At 38.9% G+C, this 16,689-nt stretch carries 15 protein-coding genes and 1 pseudogene; 10 read left to right on the top strand and 6 right to left on the bottom strand.

Annotated elements, in window-relative coordinates:
• Positions 1–37 precede the first annotated feature (37 nt).
• On the bottom strand, positions 38–229 hold the full coding sequence (locus QLQ22_RS19245; protein WP_284015358.1) for a hypothetical protein: 192 nt from the start codon (positions 227–229) through the stop codon (positions 38–40).
• 529 nt (positions 230–758) lie between these two features.
• Positions 759–1,436 carry a hypothetical protein gene (locus QLQ22_RS19240; RefSeq protein ID WP_284015357.1) on the bottom strand — a complete coding sequence of 226 codons (678 nt, stop codon included), beginning with the start codon at positions 1,434–1,436 and terminating at the stop codon, positions 759–761.
• 601 nt (positions 1,437–2,037) lie between these two features.
• On the opposite strand from QLQ22_RS19240, the pseudogene QLQ22_RS19235 reads away from it, so the two are divergent.
• From QLQ22_RS19235 to QLQ22_RS19220, 4 genes and pseudogenes are all read left to right on the top strand, one after another.
• Positions 2,038–3,167 (top strand): annotated as a pseudogene (locus tag QLQ22_RS19235) (GerAB/ArcD/ProY family transporter).
• A gap of 504 nt (positions 3,168–3,671) precedes the next feature.
• Positions 3,672–4,352 (top strand): metal-dependent hydrolase, encoded by a 681-nt coding sequence (locus tag QLQ22_RS19230; RefSeq protein ID WP_223437186.1) that lies wholly within the window; start codon positions 3,672–3,674, stop codon positions 4,350–4,352.
• A 129-nt stretch (positions 4,353–4,481) separates the two neighbouring features.
• Positions 4,482–4,724 carry a hypothetical protein gene (locus QLQ22_RS19225; protein ID WP_223437184.1) on the top strand — a complete coding sequence of 81 codons (243 nt, stop codon included), beginning with the start codon at positions 4,482–4,484 and terminating at the stop codon, positions 4,722–4,724.
• A 69-nt stretch (positions 4,725–4,793) separates the two neighbouring features.
• Positions 4,794–6,113 carry a DRTGG domain-containing protein gene (locus tag QLQ22_RS19220; protein ID WP_223437182.1) on the top strand — a complete coding sequence of 440 codons (1,320 nt, stop codon included), beginning with the start codon at positions 4,794–4,796 and terminating at the stop codon, positions 6,111–6,113.
• Between the two features lie 160 nt (positions 6,114–6,273).
• Here the strand turns inward: QLQ22_RS19220 and QLQ22_RS19215 are convergent, their stop codons facing one another.
• Positions 6,274–6,570 carry a YtpI family protein gene (locus QLQ22_RS19215; RefSeq protein ID WP_223437180.1) on the bottom strand — a complete coding sequence of 99 codons (297 nt, stop codon included), beginning with the start codon at positions 6,568–6,570 and terminating at the stop codon, positions 6,274–6,276.
• 147 nt (positions 6,571–6,717) lie between these two features.
• Here QLQ22_RS19215 and QLQ22_RS19210 point away from each other — a divergent pair, with 147 nt between their 5' ends.
• On the top strand, positions 6,718–7,653 hold the full coding sequence (locus QLQ22_RS19210) for a DHH family phosphoesterase (RefSeq protein ID WP_223437178.1): 936 nt from the start codon (positions 6,718–6,720) through the stop codon (positions 7,651–7,653).
• Between the two features lie 5 nt (positions 7,654–7,658).
• On the opposite strand, the gene QLQ22_RS19205 is transcribed toward QLQ22_RS19210, so the two are convergent.
• The 3 genes from QLQ22_RS19205 to ytrH form a co-directional block, all read right to left on the bottom strand.
• Positions 7,659–7,841, bottom strand: a complete 183-nt coding sequence (locus QLQ22_RS19205) for a YtzJ family protein (RefSeq protein WP_223437176.1) — start codon at positions 7,839–7,841, stop codon at positions 7,659–7,661.
• A gap of 168 nt (positions 7,842–8,009) precedes the next feature.
• Positions 8,010–8,513, bottom strand: coding sequence for a sporulation membrane protein YtrI (gene ytrI / locus QLQ22_RS19200; RefSeq protein ID WP_284015356.1), 504 nt, complete (start codon positions 8,511–8,513; stop codon positions 8,010–8,012).
• The gene (gene ytrH, locus QLQ22_RS19195; protein ID WP_070877732.1) at positions 8,510–8,848 is read right to left on the bottom strand and encodes a sporulation membrane protein YtrH; all 339 of its coding nucleotides are present in this window, start codon (positions 8,846–8,848) and stop codon (positions 8,510–8,512) included. Before ytrH ends, ytrI begins: the two co-directional genes overlap by 4 nt.
• A 217-nt stretch (positions 8,849–9,065) precedes the next feature.
• On the opposite strand from ytrH, the gene dnaE reads away from it, so the two are divergent.
• From dnaE to accA, 5 genes are all read left to right on the top strand, one after another.
• Positions 9,066–12,428, top strand: coding sequence for a DNA polymerase III subunit alpha (gene dnaE / locus QLQ22_RS19190; protein ID WP_284015355.1), 3,363 nt, complete (start codon positions 9,066–9,068; stop codon positions 12,426–12,428).
• Positions 12,429–12,551: 123 nt separating this feature from the next.
• Entirely contained in the window at positions 12,552–13,787 is a 1,236-nt protein-coding gene (gene ystJ, locus QLQ22_RS19185; protein WP_223437170.1) for an NADP-dependent malic enzyme, read from the top strand.
• Positions 13,788–13,797: 10 nt separating this feature from the next.
• Complete coding sequence (locus QLQ22_RS19180; RefSeq protein WP_284015354.1) at positions 13,798–14,454, top strand: FadR/GntR family transcriptional regulator; 657 nt, start codon at positions 13,798–13,800, stop codon at positions 14,452–14,454.
• A 183-nt stretch (positions 14,455–14,637) separates the two neighbouring features.
• Positions 14,638–15,501 carry an acetyl-CoA carboxylase, carboxyltransferase subunit beta gene (gene accD / locus QLQ22_RS19175; protein WP_223437166.1) on the top strand — a complete coding sequence of 288 codons (864 nt, stop codon included), beginning with the start codon at positions 14,638–14,640 and terminating at the stop codon, positions 15,499–15,501.
• Positions 15,495–16,472, top strand: coding sequence for an acetyl-CoA carboxylase carboxyl transferase subunit alpha (accA, locus tag QLQ22_RS19170; RefSeq protein ID WP_223437165.1), 978 nt, complete (start codon positions 15,495–15,497; stop codon positions 16,470–16,472). The genes accD and accA overlap by 7 nt, the downstream gene beginning before the upstream one ends.
• Positions 16,473–16,689 lie beyond the last annotated feature (217 nt).

Raw genomic sequence — 16,689 nt, 5'->3', positions numbered from 1 at the left:
TAAGAATGTAATTTGGAGCAGGCACTACACGTCTCTTTTAATCACTACTTATGGTATCTTTTTTGTTTGTTGACTGTCGAAGCAAGTAACTGATTAAGAAGCTAGATCCCCCTGTTATGTAAAAGATGATGCCCCAATCTTCTGCCTTTTCAACTCCAAAAAACCTGAGCGTTAAACCAACAAAACTTAATACGAAGATAATTTCGAAAAATACGGTCAGTTTCTTCACTATAAATACTCCTTTTGTTTTAAAGACTTAGCCATGATTATGTATAACATGGATATTTTGATCTTAATTATATCGTTTAAAAAATGAACACCTCTCTTTTCTCCATCCCGGTGAAATTAAATTGATAATCAACGAAAGGAAACTTTATCATAATTTAGATAAAATTTCTATAAATGTAAAAGGATTTGCGGAAAGACGACACCACTTGGAGAAAAAGAATTTTCAGGTCTCTTGGATATTACCTTATTTTCCTATTTCTTCACTTATTCAAAAACCGGATTTTCCGTTAGCCTTGAAAAAAAGCTCAGATAATTTTACCTGAGCCTTTTTAGTGGTATTTACTTATCCAATAATATACTTGTGTTCGTCTTCGTCTTTTTGTTTAACTAACCTGCCACCGTTAATTAAATAACTTAGAGCTTCAATTCACATTCTAATTTTTCAAGAATATGGACCTAACATAAAGAAAGAGCACAGTTCTTGCTGTAGAAAACGCCCTTTCGCTGAAGAAGGCCACGTCAGTTTATCATTAATTTTTCTTCTCTAATTCTAATTGATTAACAATGGAAGATACTAATGTATTCAATGGGTTAATAATAGTCTTAGATGTTTTATACTCAACTTGCCGAGATGCATCAACCATAGATAATTGAGCAACGGAGATAACTTTCTTTTCATCTTTAATGATGTGGTTTAAGAACTTGGAAATTTCTTGATTGTATTCTTCTTTTTGTCCTTGCATGATCAATTCAAAAGTATTATTTATAACAATAACCTCTATATCTAAAGATTTTTGATGGTTATTAGCATAATGGTTAAGTCGTTCCACTGTACCTTCAACAGTTGCAGGATTTGTAAAAAGAATTGTCTGAGGTTGCTGTAAATTGCAGATGAAATCAAAGAAAGGTTCATCAATTTTAATAATTGGCACTGATATTGAGAGTTGGTCTTCTTGTAAAATTGCAATATAGTTTGTGCAAGTAATAAGGATAGCATCAACATTACATTGGGCAATCCACTCTATTTGCTCTTTAACTTTAATTTGAGCATCTGATTCTTGGAAATTTTCATCTGATGTAACTCGATACATTAATGCTGGGTCAACAAAGTGTATTAATTCAATGTTAAATAGGGAAAGTGCATTTTCTATATATTCTATATTCGAATAATGTGCGTGTAAGCATCCTAATCTTTTTCTCAATTCCATTCCACCTCTAATATATTTCTGATTATTCTATCAGTATGCGAATCCAATTGTCTATTATTATTGAGATGAGACCTTTCCTCATATTCCCATTAAATGGCCCGATTGCTGGTCAGAACAATTGAAACCACTCTTCAATTAAACTGCTCTTTACTTCAAGAATTAGAGGCGACACTTTGTTAAGCAATCGCCCCCGATTTTGAAAGATAATAATACTATTTAATGCTTTTGAAACCAGTGCTATATTACTCTCGTTATTTTGCAAAATGCCTATGCATAAAACCTAATTTTACGTTTAATTTCTTTTAAGAATGAAGCACTAATTGACCTTGCTTTCTCTGCTCCATTGTTTAAAATTTCAACTAACGTTTCAGGGGAGGCCATAAGCTCAATATATTTCTCCCGTGGTATTTTCCTAGAATTGAGAGATGCCTTCACAAGCATTTTCTTATAAGTGGCAGGAACAAAAGTATCAAACCAGCAAAGGGAGGGCGTCTTTCCCTATAGAAAACGTTGATATAACAACGACTCCTAAAACCAAGAGTTTATTCTGACAAAACAAGGTCAACAATAGGGGTTATAAACATTGATGGGAAGTTAGACTATGGTAAATAATCTTAAAATTAATGCAAGACAATTTGCAATATTTGTTATTTTATATTCTATAGGCACCACCATCTTATTGGTTCCTGGAAGTCTTGCTCAAGAAGTAAAACAGGATGCTTGGATCGCAGCTTTAGTCGGTACAGGCGTAGGTTTATTACTGGTGGTTTTATACAATGCCGTAGGCAGGATGTTCCCTACGATGACAATAATCGAAATGAATGAAGTACTTCTTGGCAGTTGGATAGGTAAGGCCGTTTCTCTTACTTTTGTTTTCTTTTCACTTCTGTCCACAACAGAACTATTGCTTTATGTGGGAACTTTCATGACTACACAGGTCATGCCGGATACGCCAATCGAAGCTATCCATGTATTTTCTCATGCATTTTAATTATGGGAGTTCGTCTTGGTCTTGAAACGTTGGCTCGTTCTGCAGAAATTTTATTTCCTTTCTTTGTTTTTTTATTCTTAATTCTAGTAGTTACAGTCTTAATAACTCCTGGACAAGTGAATTTTGAAAACATACAACCCGTATTGGAAACAGGAATAAAACCGATGATCCGTGCTGTTTATCTTTTTACAAGTTTTTTTTCTTTATCTTTAATTGTCTTATTAATGATTTTTCCTGTTTCAGTGAATCGACCAAAAGCAGCTGAAAAAACTTTTTATATCGGAATACTAATCGGGGGATTCTGTTTAAGCATCATTATTATTTTAGCTATTTTAGTTTTGGGCGCGGATAACTCAGCGAGGCAGATGTATCCGAGTTATGCTTTGGCTAAGAAGATAAGCGTAGGGAATTTTTTGCAACGGATAGAAGCCATAATGGCCTGCATGTGGTTTATCACGATTTATTTTAAAATGACTCTTTATTTTTACGCGTCCGTTATCGGTCTTGCACAAACGTTGAAATTAGACAATTATCGCCCACTTACGATACCTTTAGGGATGATCGTGGTTTCACTTACCTTAATTGTACATCCCAATGTGATCCACGGAGCCAAATTTGATAAAGAAATATGGCCACTATATGCCTCAACATACGGACTTGTTCTTCCTTTACTCTTATTAGCAGTCAATGCTTTAAGGAAAAAAATACATAAACATAAAAAAAGTAAAGTTTTTCAGTAAGCAATGCTCTAACTAAATAATTTAGTTACATTATGAATCTTAAATATGTAGATGAACTAAATTCAACTTTAAATATAAAGAAAATAGATATACATATAGGTAAGGATAAGGGTCAACAAGGAATTTTAATTCAGTTACCTGGATAGCTTCTTAGAAAGCTATTTAAATATGAAAGTGCCACTAAACAAAATGCTTGTCGGTTTTCATATTCAGATTATGCCATTGCTATTATTAAAAGAAGTTGGGGTCAGCATCTAAAAACAATCTTTTTGACCACATTATTGACCACATTTTACCCGAAAAAATTGAAAATCTACAAATGGGCAAAACGTTATTTTAGAGAAATATTAAGTTGGATATATATAGAAAAATAAAAGAACCTGATTTTCCAAGTTAATAATAAAAAGATGATGTTCGCTTTTCCAATTTTTATGGGAAGTTATAATGTGACATCATTGGTCATTTCTAGTACGATAAAATTATCAAAGGATTGGGAGTGAGAAAATGAAAGTTTCATACCATGGACATTCAGTTGTAAAAATTCAAACGGATAAACATACGATTGTCATTGATCCATTTATAAATGGAAATGGCCAGACAGACTTGAAGGTTGAAGATTTGAAAGTTGATGTTATTTTACTGACACATGGTCATAACGACCACGTCGGTGATACCATTCAGCTTGCGAAACAAAACAATGCCCTGGTTGTTGCTCCTTTTGAACTTGCTACATATTTAGGATGGAAAGGATTAAATGTTCATCCTATGCACATTGGCGGATCGCACAAATTTGATTTTGGAACGGTTAAATTAACACAGGCATTTCATGGTTCAAGCTATGAGGAAGAGGATCAAAAAATCATTTATACAGGCATGCCGGCTGGCATTCTCTTTAAAAAAGACGGGAAAACGGTTTATCATGCAGGGGATACAGGTCTCTATTCAGATATGAAACTACTTGGCGAATTTGAAGATATAGATCTTGCCTTTTTGCCGATCGGGGATAATTTTACAATGGGTCCTGAGGATGCGGCGATTGCAGCGAAGTGGATTAAAGCAAAGACAGTAGTTCCCATGCATTATAATACGTTTCCTGTCATTGAACAGGATCCAAAAGATTTTGTCAGCAGGCTCACAGGCAAAACCGGAAAAGTCATGGAAGCAGGAGAATCTATTAAACTATAAAAATGCAGGCGGGGGTTATTCCTCCGCTTTTTTCTATGTCTATTTTTCTCCTCTTAAAACCCGGGTGTTTTCGCATGAATGAGAGGACCGGCGCATAAAATGAAACAAGCTGTAAAAAGGAGTTGGTCAATGATGCGTATTCTTTATATCTTACTTGCGGGGGCTGTTGTCTATTTTGCTTTGCCCCATCTGGATTTTTCAAGCAGCAGTTCACTTGAAAGCTTGTTTTCTCTCGTTTGGCTGATGTTTGCTTTATTTGTGATAGGAGGCAATATGACGGGACTGATTTATACTCCTAAAAAACGTTTAACAAAACATTCAGCTGTAAGTAAATACCAGAAAAAAACAAAGCAGCGTGCAGCCGCTCGTTGATATAAAGCCTTCACACCCTTATAATGAAGTTGGAAGATTAGAATGGCTGATGAAAAAGGGTGAAGAAGCTTGGCAACGAAGCATGAACAAATACTGCAGCATATTGATTCCCTCCCAATCGGAGAAAAAATCTCGGTCCGTCAGATTGCAAAAGATATGAGCGTGAGCGAGGGTACAGCTTATCGTGCGATAAAAGAAGCAGAAAACAAAGGGTATGTCAGCACGATAGAGCGGGTGGGAACAATACGGATTGAAAAAAAGAAAAAAGAAAACATCGAAAAACTCACTTATGCTGAGGTTGTAAATATCGTTGATGGACAAGTACTGGGAGGCCGTGCGGGACTTCATAAAACGCTGAATAAGTTTGTCATCGGCGCAATGAAACTAGAAGCAATGATGCGTTATACAGGCGCCGGCAACCTGCTGATTGTAGGGAACCGCACGAATGCCCATCAGCTTGCAATTGAAGCGGGTGCTGCCGTGCTGATAACAGGCGGCTTTGACACGGACGAGCATGTCAAAAAAATTGCCGATGAGGCAGAGCTTCCGATTATTTCAACGAGCTATGACACCTTTACTGTTGCAACCATGATCAACAGGGCCATTTACGATCAGCTTATTAAAAAAGAAATTGTTCTTGTAGAAGACATCTTAACATCACTGGACAAGACCGTATGCCTGAAAACAACCGATCCAATTGAAGAATGGTACCAGAATAATTATAAAACAGGGCACGGCCGTTTTCCTGTTATCGATCATAATTTAAAAGTACAGGGAATGGTTACATCTAAAGATGTAATGGGGTATGAACGCCATGTCATTGTAGAAAAAGTGATGACGAAAAACCCGATTACCGTTATTGGAAAAACATCCGTGGCATCTGCAGCTCAAATGATGGTCTGGGAAGGCATCGAAGTATTGCCTGTTGTCGATCATAACAATCGTCTTGAAGGAATGATCAGCCGTCAGGATGTGCTCCAGGCGCTGCAGATGATTCAAAGACAACCTCAAATCGGCGAAAAACTGGATGATATTGTGACAAACCAATTTGTGGTGATTGCCGAGGATGCAAAAAAGGCAAATGTTTATCGCTTCCAGGTCAGTCCCCAAATGACCAATCATCTTGGCACGATTTCTTATGGAGTATTTACAACAGTCGTCACAGAAGCAACCAACCGCTATTTGCGTACACAAAAAAAAGGCGAAATTGTTGTTGAGAATATAACCATTTATTTTATGAAGCCTGTTCAGATGGATAGTATGCTTGAGGTTCACCCGAAAATACTTGAAGTCGGACGCAAGTTTGGAAAAATAGATGTTGAAGTGTTCAGCAATGGCGTTGTTGTCGGAAAAGCGATGATGATGGTTCAGCTTATTGAGAGAAGTTAATGCTGGTATCTAAAAAAGGACGGAGAGCCGTCCTTTTTCTTTTTTAAGTAATAAGAAAGTATAACATTCTGCATTTTGATGGCAGGCGGCAGCGCCTAACTCCCCGGTCAGTGCAGGCTCTGCCATGCCTGCACTGACCAAGGCGCTTCCGCTTTTTTAATCAGCCTTGTTTGGATTCCTTTACGGCAAAAGGCAAATAATGTTTATAAGCTTTATATCCTGCCCAGCTGCTGGCGAGTCCGACGATCATAAAAATGATTCCAACGACTAATGATACAGTTGAATGAAAAAGAAATAATTGATTGAGTCCAAAGAAAAAGACGAAAATTCCAAGTGCAATGCTTGATTTTGCAGAGAGCCACTGCTTCTCCATAGGTTTTTTTGTTCTGTAGAATTTCACTTTATAGAAGAGATAAAAGGAAAATGCAAAGATGATCAGAATTACGAATACAGGCATTAAGTAAAACCTCCATATTAAACTTACATCCTCTATTTTAATCATTCTTGCAGTGAATTGCCATAACCAAAGAGAAGATTCGCTTTTCTGCACGGTGGTTTTTATGATTTAATTAGTCTATAAGCAGGTACGCAAAGGAGATTACATATGAAAAGTGAAATACTGTCAGCCATAAAAGAAAATCAAACGATCATTATTCACAGGCATGTGCGGCCTGATCCGGATGCATACGGATCACAGTGCGGATTAGCTGAAATCATTAAAGCATCATTTCCTGATAAGAAAGTATTACTTGCGGGACTTGGGGAGCCGACTCTTGAATTTTTGTACAAAATGGACACCGTAACAGACCAGGATTTTGAGGGCGCTTTAGTGATTGTCTGTGATACAGCCAATCAGGAGCGTATTTGTGATCAGCGCTACCATACAGGCGCGAAATTAATTAAGATTGATCATCATCCTAATGAAGATCCGTATGGAGATCTATTATGGGTTGATACAAATGCAAGTTCTGTCAGTGAAATGATTTATGAATTTTATCTTTCAGGGAAAGAAGATGGACTTATTTTGCCTGATAAAGCAGCTCAGCTGATTTATGCAGGCATAGTGGGAGATACAGGCCGTTTTCTTTTTCCGAGCACAACGAAAAAAACGCTGAAATACGCAAGTGAGCTAGTCGAGTACAACTTTGCTTTCACTGAAATTTATGATGAGTTATATAAGACAAAGGTGAATGCTGCAAAGCTGAGCGGATACGTTCTGCAAAATTTCAAACTGTCATCTTCCGGTGCTGCCTCGATGATCCTGACAAAAGAAATTCTCGATAAATTTGAAGTAAGTGCTTCTGAGGCTTCACAATTGGTTGGTATGCTTGGCAATATTGAAGGTCTTCGGGCATGGGTCTTCTTTGTAGAGGAATCCGATCAAATTAGAGTGCGCTTAAGATCTAAAGGACCGATTATCAATGAATTGGCAAAGAAATACCGCGGCGGAGGTCACCCGCTTGCTTCCGGGGCATCGATTTATAATTGGGAAGAAGCAAAGCAGGTTCTAGCAGATCTCGAAAAGGTGTGTCAGGGTTAATCGCTTTATTTAACAGGAATAAACCAATATCCAAATTCTGTAGAATCTTCATGGAAGGTCAGTCCTTGTGAAAGCAGTTCTTTTTTAATTAATGAAGCGAGCTCCGCAGACTCTGCATAAGCGGAGAAACCTTCTTTCAGCCGTTCTGCTTTTTCGCGGGCCATCTTTTTGTGATTTAATACATACATCACATTCCCTCCTTCTTTATAGTGGGTGACCGGGTCTGATGCTATTACCATTTTACCCCAAAGACGCGAGGGAGTGCGATTTAATTAATTGAAATTTCAAAAAATAATTCAATTTATTTAGATATGTTTATACTTGAGCCATTTGTTCGGTTCGTTAAGTCCCGGTTTCTACTTTGCGAATGCTACTTTAAGCTCAATGAAAAGAGTGGTGTATATGAACATTTCCTCAATTTCTACCTTATACTGCTTGTCATCAATTTTATATACCTTATTTTCAATGGCTTTTTTCATCAGCTTCCGGCTTTTATAAACACTTTCCAAATCCTTTGCAATGACGTCAGAAATATCCTCTTTTACATGATCTTGGATCATATAGGTCATAAGTGACGTGAATTGATACCTTTCCCCATTGATCAGTGTCACATGGATGTTTTGGACCCTCAGTTTTTCCTGATTTATTTTATTAAGAGTCTCAATTTCTTCTTTATAGCTTATATTTGTTTTTTTTAATTCCTCAATTGAATATGCCTGATCTTCAATCTTGGTAATAAGCTCTTCCTGCCATTCCCCGTAAATAAAGAGAAAGATACACCAGCTGACGACGGCGCCGAGAACCATTCCTGCGAAAAGTCGCTGCCAGGAAGGTCTTTTGTATAAAGGCGGTATTCTCATTGAGGCTGCTCCTGTGTCAGCCATGAAATAAGAAGCCAGCCAGTCTGTGCCCCGCCCATTGCTGATATAATAAGCAGAATCTGCTTGATGACATCCCGTGTTTCACCTTCGAAAAATCCTCTTTCAAAGCTGTAAAACGTATCAAACGTACCGCCGATTGCAGCGACAAGCGCCCAAATTTTCAATCTGTTTGCAAGGCTGTAAATCGTTGACAGAGGAGGCTCTCCGGCTAAGTATGCTCCTACGCCGCCGATGATTGAACCGCCTAAGATTACTCCGAGCGCTATAAAATAACTATTAATAAAGGCTGGTATAAAAGCTTCTTTAACCTCCATTTTTCATCATCCCCTTACTAATGTATATGGACAAACAGTGGGAAGTATGTGATGAGAAAGCTTCAATTTGTGTCACTTTTCAAACAGGAATATAATATTACTATGGGATTGTTAGAAAAGCGGAGCCGTTCTGGCCAAGTAGTCAGGCGGTGGAGCTAGACATAGATGAACAAAATTTTATACAATTTATAGCTGTCAGAAAGGATGGGAACATAGATTGCCATTTGTTCACCTTCAAGTTCAAAGTGCCTACAGTCTGCTGAACAGTTCAGCAAGAATTAACAAGTTAATTGAAAAAGCTGAATCATTTCAATTAAAGGCTCTCGCTATTACAGATTTTCACACGATGTATGGAGCGATTGCTTTTTATAAACAATGCAAAAAACACGGCATAAAGCCAATTATCGGACTGACAGCTTCAGTCATTTTAGAGGAGACCGGTGAAACTACAGGGTATCCCCTGGTATTGCTTGCTAAAAATAACGACGGCTACCGGAATCTATTGAAAATAAGCAGTGTTCTGCAAACAAAATCGCCTGAAGGAATTAAGAGCAGATGGCTGAAATCCTACAGCGGCGGTTTAATTGCGTTTACCCCTGGAAGAACTGGGCTTGCTGAAAAGTATATACAAGAGGGAAACAGTGAAGAAGCAGTCAAGATTTTAAAGATATACAGAAGCCTTTTTAATGAAGGAGACTTTTATTTATCTGCTCAAAAGCATTTCCTTCATAATGAACTTAAAATGGCTGAAGAACTGCTCCAAATAAGCATTCAGACAGGCCTTCCGCTTGTAGCAGCAAATGATGTTCATTATATAGAAAAAGAGGATGCCTTTGCACATAATTGTTTGCTGTCTATTAAAAATGGCTCAAAAATGGAAGATGACAGCGATTATGCATTGCCTTCGAATCAGTATTATTTTAAATCACCGTCTGAAATGGCTGAACTTTTTCAGGATTGTCCCGAAGCCTTGGAGAATACGCTGAAGATTGCAAAAGAATGTAATGTATCTCTTGAGCTTGGAAAAACACAGCTTCCGAAATACCCTGCACCAGGCGGCCAATCGCCTGATGAATATTTGGAGAGAATCTGCCTGCAAGGATTGAAACACCGTTTTTCTGAACCCAAAGATACATATTTTAAAAGGCTCGAGTATGAACTGGATGTTATTAAACAAATGAAGTTCAGTGATTATTTCTTAATCGTTTGGGACTTTATGAAGTATGCCCACGATCATCACATTTTGACGGGACCTGGGAGGGGGTCTGCTGCAGGATCCCTTGTAGCATACGTATTAAAGATTACAGATGTAGATCCGATAGAACACCATCTTTTATTTGAACGGTTTTTAAATCCGGAACGAATCAACATGCCCGATATAGACATTGATTTTCCTGATACAAAACGGGATGAAATGATTGCCTATGTTGCAGAAAAATACGGGTCCATGCATGTTGCTCAAATTGTGACATTCGGTACGCTTGCAGCTAAAGCTTCGCTTCGGGATGTCGGGAGAGTCATGGGAGCATCAGCAAAAGAATCAGATGTATTGGCCAAACTCATTCCTTCTAAACCAGGTACAACTTTAAAGCAGGCTTATTCAGAGTCCAAAGATCTGCAAAGCCTTCTTTCGGAATCGGATCTTTATAAGAAAATTTATGAAACGGCCATGAAGATAGAAGGGCTTCCGCGCCATACATCCACACATGCTGCCGGTGTAGTGCTCAGCAGCGAGCCGTTAACGGACATCATTCCCATTCAGGATGGGCACAACGGCATTTATTTAACTCAGTTTTCGATGGATTACCTTGAAGACCTCGGTTTGCTGAAAATGGATTTTCTTGGATTGAGAAACTTGACCCTAATCGAAAAAATAACAGGTCTTATTGAACGGAATGAGAAAAAGAAAATCGATTTCTCCCAAATTTCATATAAGGATGAAGAAACATTTGAACTTCTCGGGCAAGGAGATACAACTGGGGTCTTTCAGCTGGAGTCTGATGGAATGCGGAGCGTTCTTAGACGGCTGAAACCAACTGATCTTGAAGATATAGTGGCCGTAAATGCCCTTTTTCGCCCGGGGCCAATGGAAAATATCCCTCTATTTATAAATCGGAAGCATCAGAGAGAAAAGATCGAATACCCGCACCCTGCTCTAGAGCCTATCTTAAAGACAACCAATGGGGTAATCGTGTATCAGGAGCAAATCATGGAAATAGCTTCGAAAATGGCTGGGTTTTCTTTGGGTGAAGCTGATTTATTGAGAAGAGCAGTAGGAAAAAAAATTAAAGAGATGCTTGATCAGGAAAGAGAACATTTTGTATCAGGCTGCATTAATAACGGCTATGATGAAGTTTCTGCAAACAGTATTTATGATTTAATTGTTAAATTTGCCAACTACGGATTTAACAGGAGCCATGCTGTTGCCTACAGCATGATTTCGTTTCAGCTTGCTTATTTAAAGGCCCATTACCCTGTTTATTTTATGGCGGCGCTTTTAACAAGTGTGATCGGCAATGATGAAAAAGTGGCTCAATATATTAGAGAGGCCAAGCAGCGAGGTGTTGCTGTCTTGCCGCCATCTATTAACAGGAGCGAATATCCTTTTATTGTAGAAAAGGGCAGCATCCGGTTTAGTCTGAATGCAATTAAAAATGTTGGAACAAATGCTGTTAAAGAAATATATCAGGCAAGAAAGAAAAGGGAATTTGCCGATCTATTTGATTTTTGTGTGAGGGTATCAACGAAAATCGTCAACCGAAAAGTGATGGAATCTCTTATCTTTTCAGGTGCAATGGATGAGTTTGAAGTGGAAAGATCTACGCTCCTTGCGAGTCTTGATTTAGCTATCGAGCATGCAGCCCTTTTTTCTTCAGATGATGAAAATCAATATGATTTATTTTTAGAAGAGGAAGAATTTAGTATAAAGCCGAAATATATAGAAGTTGAACCGTTCAAAATTGAAGAAATGCTTAAATTCGAAAAGGAAGCACTGGGATTTTACTTTTCAAGTCATCCTGCATCAGCGCACTCATTTTTATTTAATAGGTATGGGATTGTAAAAATCAGTGATGCCCGGCAATTACTTCATCAAAAGGTGAAGATTGGGGTATTTATTACAGCAATACGCACAATCCGGACAAAAAAAGGTGAGGTTATGGCGTTTCTTGCATTAAGTGATGAGAGCGGGGAACTTGAAGCGGTGGCTTTTCCGTCTGTTTATACTAAAGCAGGTGAAATCTTTTCTCAAGGAAAAGTCGCTGTACTCAGCGGGAAGATTGAGAATCGCAACGATCGGATGCAGCTGATTATATCGGAAGCAGAGACTACCCAGGATCTCGAGAAAAGAACGAAAACACTATTCCTTAAAATTGAAGAGACTCATCTGGCTGAAGGGAAACTGCAGACTGTACAAGATACTCTCAAACGTCATCGCGGCAGCACACCTGTTTTTCTCTATTATGAGAAGGACAAAAGAACCGTCCAGCTGCCAAGAGACTACTTTGTGGATGGGAATGACCGATGTTTATCTGAGCTGAAAGACCTTTTGGGCAATCAGAATGTTGCAGTGAAAGAATAAATCCGGCACATTTAAACGGTAAGTTATAAAATACAAGACTTTACAATAACTAAAAATATGTTATGATTTATTATTGGCTGGAGTGGTCAGACCACCTCCAATATGACCCTAAGGAGTGAGAAGATGTCATTGCGAGAAGAAGCATTACATATGCATCTAATTCATAAAGGAAAGCTAGAATCAAAATCAAAAGTACCAGTCAGAAATGCTAAAGACTTAAGCTTAGCTTATTCTCCAGGGGTCGCTGAACCTTGTAAGGAAATTTATGACGACAAAAATAAAGTGTACGATTATACAATGAAAGGCAACATGGTAGCAGTAGTATCAGATGGCACTGCCGTGCTTGGCCTTGGAAATATCGGGCCAGAGGCAGCACTCCCGGTAATGGAAGGCAAAGCGGTCCTATTCAAAAGCTTTGCGGGAGTTGATGCATTTCCGATTTGTTTGAATACGACAGATGTGGATAAAATTGTAGAAACGGTCAAATTGCTTGAGCCTACATTCGGAGGCATCAATCTTGAAGATATTGCAGCACCGAATTGTTTCGTTATTGAAGAGAGATTGAAGAAAGAAACAAACATTCCTGTTTTTCATGATGATCAGCACGGAACTGCTATTGTAACTGTTGCAGGACTTGTGAATGCACTTAAGCTTACAGGAAAACAAATGTCTAACATTAAAGTGGTTGCAAATGGAGCAGGTGCAGCAGGGATAGCAATTATCAAGCTTCTATACCGCTATGGCGTGCGCGATATCATTATGTGCGATTCAAAAGGTGCGATCTTTGAAGGACGTTCATTTGGCATGAATAATGTGAAGGCGGAAGTAGCAAAATTTACGAACCGTGACCGTGCTGAAGGCTCATTGGCAGATGTCATTAAAGATGCGGACGTATTTATTGGCGTTTCAGTTGAGGGTGCGTTAACAAAAGAAATGATTGCTGCCATGAAAAAGGATCCAATTATTTTCGCGATGGCGAATCCAGTGCCAGAAATCATGCCAAGTGATGCAAAAGAAGCAGGAGCGATGGTTATTGGCACAGGCCGTTCAGATTTCCCAAACCAAGTCAACAATGTTCTTGCGTTCCCGGGAATTTTCCGAGGTGCACTTGATGTTCGTGCTACACATATTAACGAACAAATGAAAATTGCCGCTGTAGAAGCGATTGCCTCATTAATAAGTGCAGAAGAATTGTCCGCTGATTATGTCATTCCGGCTCCATTCGATGCACGTGTTGCTCCTGCTGTAGCTGCAGCAGTAGCCAAAGCAGCGATGGAAACTGGTGTGGCAAGATTAAAGGCTGACCCAAACGAAATAGCTGAGAAGACTAAACAGTTAGCGATCATCGACACAAAGTGAGTGGTGTACAGTGACTGAACCGAAGTCGAAAGTGTATATTGAGATACTTCGTCAAATCAGGTCCTTTATCCACGAAGACGGTCTTTCAGCAGGAGATAAAATACCATCTGAACGAGAGCTCGCAGAACGTTTAAATGCAGGAAGATCATCAGTCAGAGAAGCACTTCGGGCGCTCGAGCTGCTTGGAATGATTGAAACAAGACGCGGTGATGGAACGTATATTAAGGATTTCCGCGAAAATGCTCTTGTTGAAATTCTCGGAACGTTTATTTTACAGGATAAGAATGCTATCGCCGATTTAATCGAAATGAACGTTCTTTTGGAATCAAATGCATTAAAGCTATTGCTTGAGAAAGATAATAATGATGAAGAGTTAAAGAATCTCGCCATCGCTATTCAGAAGCAGAACCTGGGACATATGGAAATTATGGCTAAGTTCATGCAGCTGTCGGACAACTATCTTTTACTCAGGATATGGACTGTACTGAATGAGTATTTAAAAGTAATACAGACGGATCAGCATTCAGTCAGCGCCATTTTTTATGAAAAAATAATTGACGGACTTGCTTCAAAAGATGAAAAGATGGTTTTTGAATCTTTTTACACTCTAACAAGCAAGAAAAACTCAAGCGCCCTGGTCAGCTCCGACAGGCAGAAAAAGCTCTGACCGAAAAGTTAGGCAGATAGATGCTGGAATTAATGAATTCCGATAGGTTAAAGAAAATGTCGAATAGGACATGACACCTTTTTACAAAAAAATTGAAGATGGTTCGTTAAAGTAGATAGATATGGCTAAAAGAGATCATTTCTAAAGGCACCGAATTATTTTCATAGAAAAGGAGGCAACGTTTTGTTAAAGGATTTGTTTTCGAAAAAGAAGAAATATGCATCCATTCCTTCTGAGCAGGCAAAGCATGATGTTCCAGAAGGAATAATGACAAAGTGTCCTAGCTGTAAAAAGATTATGTACTCTAAAGAATTGAATAAAAACTTGAGAGTGTGCATGAATTGCGGCCATCATCACACCATGAATGCCAGAGAAAGAATTAAAAGCTTATTTGATGAACATTCATTTTCAGAGTTCGATAAAGAAATGGTTTCAGAAAATCCGCTGGATTTTCCAGGTTATATGGAAAAAGTAGAAAAAGACCGCAAAAAAACAAATTTAAATGAAGCGGTTGTGACCGGAGAAGGCACGATAAACGGCAATAACACAGTCGTTGCCATCATGGATGCAAGCTTCAGGATGGGCAGCATGGGATCGGTTGTCGGCGAAAAGATTACTAGAGCGATAGAGCGTGCAAATGACCGGGAGCTGCCATTTATTATCTTTACAGCTTCGGGCGGTGCAAGAATGCAGGAAGGTGTTCTCAGTTTAATGCAAATGGCAAAGACGAGCTCTGCACTAAAAATGTTCAGCAATAACGGAGGTTTGATCATCTCTGTTATGACACATCCGACGACAGGCGGAGTTTCAGCAAGCTTTGCATCTCTTGGCGATTACAATTTTGCAGAACCCCGTGCATTGATTGGGTTTGCAGGAAGAAGAATTATTGAACAGACAATCAGAGAGGACCTGCCTGAAGATTTTCAGACGGCAGAATTTCTATTGAAACACGGCCAGCTTGATGCCGTTATTAATCGATTGGATATGAAAGAAACTCTTTCAAACATCCTCGAACTTCATACGTCAGGCGGTGGATCTTCATGGTAGGAGAACTGGAGTTTGAAAAACCTGTAACAGAGTTAAGGGGAAAAATTTCAGAGCTAAAAGAATTTACAAAAAATACCGATGTAGACCTTTCAGCTGAGATTGTGAAGCTTGAAGGCCGTCTGGAAAAGCTTGAAAAAGATATTTATACAAATTTGCAGCCTTGGGATCGAGTGCAAATTGCAAGACATCCTAACCGCCCGACAACTTTGGATTATATTGAAAAACTTTTTACGAATTTCTTTGAGATCCATGGTGACCGCTATTACGGCGACGATGAAGCTATTGTAGGGGGCATCGCAAAATACGACGGGCTTCCTGTAACGGTAATAGGACATCAGCGCGGCAAAGATACGAAAGAGAATATACGCCGGAACTTCGGAATGCCTCATCCGGAAGGCTACCGCAAAGCATTGCGGTTAATGCATCAGGCTGAAAAATTCAACCGTCCGATTATCTGCTTTATTGATACAAAAGGGGCTTATCCCGGCAAGGCAGCAGAAGAACGGGGCCAAAGCGAAGCCATCGCCAAAAACTTATTTGAAATGGCTGGATTATCAGTTCCGGTTATCTGTATTGTAATTGGGGAAGGCGGCAGCGGCGGAGCGCTGGCGCTGGGAGTTGGAAATCATATTCATATGCTTGAGAACTCCACTTACTCTGTTATATCGCCAGAAGGAGCAGCTGCTCTTTTATGGAAGGATGCAGGGCTTGCAAAAAAAGCCGCGGAAACAATGAAAATCACAGCACCTGATCTGAAGAAGCTTGGCGTCATCGATCAAATTATCAATGAAGTCAAAGGCGGCGCACACAAGGATGTATCTGAACAGGCAAAAAATATGGATAAAGTCCTTCATGCTTCCCTTAAAGAGCTGTTAAAGCTGGATGGACCTCAATTAATTCAGCATCGCTATGAAAAGTTTAAAAGAATCGGTCAAGTTTCGTTTGCAGGAGAAATACTTGGGGTAAAATAGATTAACGTGTAGCCTTCGAACCAGGAAGGCAGCACGTTTCTTTTTTTAAGGGAATATGACTAGTAAATGATGGTAATCGCAGACCCTTGAACTATTGAGATTTTTCGACAAATCAAAAAGGAAGCGTTTACTTTATTTAATTTTTAAAGATTCGCTGAAAACCCCTCAAAACAAGAGGTTTTATTGTATAATGAGAAAGGTTTAAATGTAACGTGAA

Source organism: Metabacillus hrfriensis, assembly GCF_030127205.1.
In the GTDB taxonomy this organism is placed as follows: domain Bacteria; phylum Bacillota; class Bacilli; order Bacillales; family Bacillaceae; genus Bacillus_P; species Bacillus_P dongyingensis.
The sequence above is the reverse complement of the archived record's forward strand: the minus strand, read 5'-3'. Positions and strand labels throughout refer to the sequence as shown.

Excerpts from the sequence above, each read along its gene's own strand:
- ystJ (WP_223437170.1), top strand. The coding sequence starts at position 12,552 with ATGTCATTGCGAGAAGAAGCATTACATATGCATCTAATTCATAAAGGA.
- QLQ22_RS19225 (WP_223437184.1), top strand. The coding sequence starts at position 4,482 with ATGATGCGTATTCTTTATATCTTACTTGCGGGGGCTGTTGTCTATTTT.
- QLQ22_RS19240 (WP_284015357.1), bottom strand. The coding sequence starts at position 1,436 with ATGGAATTGAGAAAAAGATTAGGATGCTTACACGCACATTATTCGAAT.
- QLQ22_RS19215 (WP_223437180.1), bottom strand. The coding sequence starts at position 6,570 with ATGCCTGTATTCGTAATTCTGATCATCTTTGCATTTTCCTTTTATCTC.
- QLQ22_RS19205 (WP_223437176.1), bottom strand. The coding sequence starts at position 7,841 with ATGTATGTATTAAATCACAAAAAGATGGCCCGCGAAAAAGCAGAACGG.
- ytrI (WP_284015356.1), bottom strand. The coding sequence starts at position 8,513 with ATGAGAATACCGCCTTTATACAAAAGACCTTCCTGGCAGCGACTTTTC.
- accA (WP_223437165.1), top strand. The coding sequence starts at position 15,495 with ATGGTAGGAGAACTGGAGTTTGAAAAACCTGTAACAGAGTTAAGGGGA.
- QLQ22_RS19230 (WP_223437186.1), top strand. The coding sequence starts at position 3,672 with ATGAAAGTTTCATACCATGGACATTCAGTTGTAAAAATTCAAACGGAT.
- ytrH (WP_070877732.1), bottom strand. The coding sequence starts at position 8,848 with ATGGAGGTTAAAGAAGCTTTTATACCAGCCTTTATTAATAGTTATTTT.
- QLQ22_RS19210 (WP_223437178.1), top strand. The coding sequence starts at position 6,718 with ATGAAAAGTGAAATACTGTCAGCCATAAAAGAAAATCAAACGATCATT.